2 protein-coding genes are annotated in these 4,326 nt (G+C 64.0%); both read right to left on the reverse strand.

The window, feature by feature from the left end; all coding sequences use genetic code 11:
• Window positions 1-122: 122 nt before the first annotated feature.
• Complete coding sequence (gene galA, locus ACXJKR_RS25605) at window positions 123-2,996, reverse strand: beta-galactosidase GalA (protein ID WP_457325204.1); 2,874 nt, start codon at window positions 2,994-2,996, stop codon at window positions 123-125.
• 284 nt (window positions 2,997-3,280) lie between these two features.
• A partial coding sequence (locus ACXJKR_RS25610) for a glycoside hydrolase family 27 protein (protein ID WP_457325205.1) occupies window positions 3,281-4,326 on the reverse strand: 1,046 nt, incomplete at its 5' end.

Genomic DNA, 4,326 nt, shown 5'->3' on the forward strand with positions numbered 1-4,326 from the left:
AGCATCTGATCCGCGCCTACCGACCGCAACTTCTGCCGCCCTGGCGCTTGCGCTAAGCCTCAATTCCGCGCTCGGTTGGACGCGCTGTTGCCAACTTCAGCAATTCTGCGGCTGCAACAGGTTCAGCGGCGGCCGACCTGCTCGACAGCAATGCTCAGAGTGGTCGGTTCAACCCCAGGAGCGCTCGCGGTCAACGTCGCCACGCCCTTTTCGCCGGTCGACTGGACGATCACCTGGGCCCAACCGTTGAATAGGCTGCGCTGCCACGGCGACGCCGCAGCGGTGGTCCGCATGCTGGCCCAGCGGCTCCCACCTACCGAGCGGTCAAACATCCCTTGCACACCGCCCTCAGGGGTCGGCAGCAGGTAGACAACGCTGTTCTGGTCCTTCAGCACACTGGGGTCCAGCAAGATGGACGGCCTACCGTCCATGGTCACGACCTTGGCCTCGAGGCCGTTGATGAAGACGCGCTGATCCTGACTCAGTTGATCCAGGAAAAGTATGGAGGCCTGTCCCTGGCCGAGGTCAGGTCGAGCGAACTCACCGCGCAGCGCCAGCCATGGCGTCGTGGGCGGTTGCTGCTCCGCAGGCAGCCATGCGGTGGGATCGCGCCAGGTGGGCAACCTTGAGGCGTCAAGCGCCGCCTCGCGATCGGGCCCCGGTAGGGCCAGGGTGCGCCAGCCGCCTACCTGTGCAAAGGAATGCCGTTCTGCAGGCCGGTCAGCCTCGTGCGACGAGGGGTCACCGTTGCCGACACCGATGACGCGGACCGGGCCGAAGACCTTGAACGAGACCAGGTCGGAGGCGGTCGGCACGAGTGCACCGGCCTTGTCGGCGACATTGACCCAGACCACCGCAACGTCAGTGCCATTGGCCTTCAACGCGGTCTTGTCACTGGTCAGTCGCACGGACGCTGGCGTGCCGGTCGTCTTGACGGAGGTCGAAGCGATCTGGCGACCGTCCTTGAAGGCCAGAGCGGTCAACGTTCCGGGTTGGTAAGTGACCCCCCAGCGCAAATGCGAATCGCGAACCAGCTTCTTGCGGCCGAGCGATCGCCCGTCTTGCAGCAACTCGACCTCGTCGCCGTTGCTGAAAACGCGCACGTCGACGACCTGCCCCTCGCGCCCCGGCCAGTTCCAGTGCGGGAGTATGTGGACCATCCACTCTCGGGTCCACCAGGCCTTGAGGTAGTAGGCGCTGTCCTTGAGCACGCCCGTCGTATCGATCATGCCGAACTGAGAGGACACGGCCGGCCACCCAAACGGCGTTGTCTCGCCGCGGTAGTCGAATCCGGTCCAGATGAACATGCCGCCCATCCACGGCCTCTCCTGCACCCGTCGCCACCCCTCTTCGATGCTCAGGCTGCTGCCGGGACGGCCTTGACGGTCGTAGGCGTTCAGATGCAACTTTGAAGGGTCGTCGATATAGATACCGCGTGTGGTCAGAGTCGACCCTTCCTCGGTCATCACCGCCGGCTTGTCCGGATGCGCGCGATGGAACTCGTCGACATTGTGCTGAGCGCCATAATTGAAGCCGATGACGTCGGCGCCGACCGAGGTGCCCTTGCCGGAACCACTCGTCGCGACGGTGGTGCGCCGGGTCGGATCCATGCGCTTGACCAGCGCGTTCATCTCGCGCGCCAGGTGCGTGCCCAACTCGCTCCACTCGAGCGCCCACTCTTCATTTCCCACCGACCACAGCACGACACTGGGATGGTTGCGATCGCGCTGGACCATGCGCTTGAGCTGGGAGACGATCTCGGGCGACGTCCCCATCATGCGGTGCTCGTCGATGACCAGCATGCCCAGCCGATCGGCTGCGTCCAGGAGCTCTGGAGTAGGTGGGTGGTGGGAAGCACGGTAGGCGTTGACACCGAAGGATTTCAATTGCCGCAGGCGCCACTCCTGCAGCTGATCGGGCAACGCGACGCCGACGCCCGCGTGATCCTGGTGGTTGTTCGTTCCCTGCAGCTTGACGACCTTGCCGTTCAGCAGGAAGCCTCGGTTGGCGTCGAAAACGACGGTGCGCACACCGAAGCGCGTCTCGTAGGTATCGACAACCCGGCCGCTTCGCGTGAGGCTTGTCCTGAGGACGTAGAGATGCGGATCTTCAGGCGACCACAGGCGAGCTTTGGCCAGCTTGAGCGTCTGCTTGAACTGACCGGTGGCGAACGCAGCCAGGTGCGTCGGCACCGGCTCGGAGCTGGCGACAACGCGCCCGTCCTCAGTCGTGACGTCATGGCTGATGGCGAAGTGCTCGTCGGTCTGGCCCTCGTTCCGCACATCCACGTCCACGTCAATGCGGGCCTGGTCGCCGCTCACCGACGTCCTGACAAAGGTGCCCCACTGCGGGACGTGCAACGGGGCCGTCTTCGTCAGCCAGACGTGGCGGTAAATGCCAGCGCCTTCATAGAACCAGCCCTCCTCAACGGTGGCGTCGGCGCGCACGGCGATGACATTCGAGCCGCCGTAGTTGAGGTAGTCGGTGATGTCGTACCTGAACCCGGAATACCCACTGGACTCGCGTCCGAGATAGTGGCCGTTGATCCAGACCGTGCTGTCGCGGTAGACGCCGTCAAACTCCAGCGCGATGCGCCGTCCACGATCACTGGCCGGGATGTCAAGGGTCTTGCGATACCAGCCTACCGAGTTGCCTGGGAACGCGCGGCCGATCGCCTTGGAGCCGTGGTTGGTGCTACCCCTCCCATCGAACGGCAACTCGACCGCCCAGTCGTGAGGCAGGTCGAGCTCACGCCATCCTGCGTCGCTGAAGGTCGCAGCGGCCGGGCCGTCGCCATAGCCGGCCTTGGCAAAGAAGAACGGCGCGAGGCCGTGACGGAAATCCTGCACCGGGTCGTACGGGTGGCCATAGGCGAACCGCCACCCCTTGTCAATGTTGAGCCGATCGCGCGTCTGCGCATAGACGGTCGATAGGGTCAGGATGAGGCCAACGGCCAGAAATGCTCGAACCCAGACCATGCAGTTCTTCAAGCGCATCAACATAGTGCCAACCTTGCTTCCTGAAGGGGTTTGACGTGAATCTAGCGTACCGGCCTGGCCCAGCGCTGCACGAAGGCGCAGTCCGGAACATGTCAAAAAAGCGGGGCTGAAGTTCCCGCTGACGCGATCACTTCGAGCCCCGTGCAATGCGGCCGGATGGACCGCTACGGATGAGACCTGGTACAGCACGCGCAGGTCCGGATGGACGGCGAGTGCTTCGGGTGACGAGTCGCGAGGGCGGCGTTGTGTAGAGCGTCGGCAGACGCCGCCCTACGTCGGGACTAATTCGGTTGCAGACGCAGCACGACGACGCCGTGTGCGGGCACTGTCGTGGCATAGGGCTTGGTGGTGTCGCCGATCGCGCCGGTCCACAGCTCAGTGAAGCTATGACGCTTCTTGCCGAAGTCGACATGGTTCTTGGTGAGCTCATCGTCGATCGGGTGGCTGGCCCAATCGAACCGGTAAGTGCGAGGTTGGTCCCCACGGTTCAGGAACATCACCGCCCATTCGCCCTTGGCCAGCGGCTTGGCGTACATGTCCAGCTGACCATCGTTCATGAAGCGCCAGGCCTGGATGCCGAGCTCGTCCTGGTTCACCGCAATGACCTGACGGTTCGTCAGGATCTTGCGAGTCGCGGCCGACATGGAGCGGATGTCGTTGCCAGCGATCAGCGGCGAATTCATCATCGCCCAGATCGAGAAATGCGCTCGGTCCTCGTCTTCGGTCATGCCCTTGCCGACCTCGAGCATGTCCATGTCGTTCCAACGACCGGGGCCCGAGAACTTGCGCAAGCCAGCCTGCTTGTCGAGGATGGGCAGGACACCCCACGACGACCAGGTACCGCGGTTGAAGTCACAGTCCCAGCACGGGTAGATGTCACCCGTGGTGCGCCATGAGTGCGCGACATCCCCGGCCCATTCCCACGGCTTGCCATCGCCCCATTCACACATCGAGAACAGGACCGGCCGGCCGGCAGCGCGCAAGGCGTCGCGCATGGTGGTGTAGGCCCCCTTGGGGTTGATTCCCTCGGTGTTGCACCAGTCGTACTTGAGGTAGTCGATGCCCCAACTGGCGTAGGTGATGGCGTCCTGGTATTCGTGGCCGCGGCTGCCGGGGCGGCCACCGCAGGTCTTGTCGCCGGCATCGGAGTAGATACCCAGTTTGAGGCCCTTGGTGTGGACGTAGTCGGCCAGCGCCTTCATGCCGGACGGGAAGCGCTTCGGATCCGCCTTGATGAAGCCCTGGGCGTCGCGGGTGCCGTGCCAGCAATCGTCGATGTTGACGTAGATGTAGCCGGCCTCCCGCATGCCGCTGCTAACCATCGCGT

This window comes from Roseateles sp. P5_E11 (genome assembly GCF_054049355.1).

Excerpts from the sequence above, each read along its gene's own strand:
- galA (WP_457325204.1), bottom strand. The coding sequence starts at position 2,996 with ATGCGCTTGAAGAACTGCATGGTCTGGGTTCGAGCATTTCTGGCCGTT.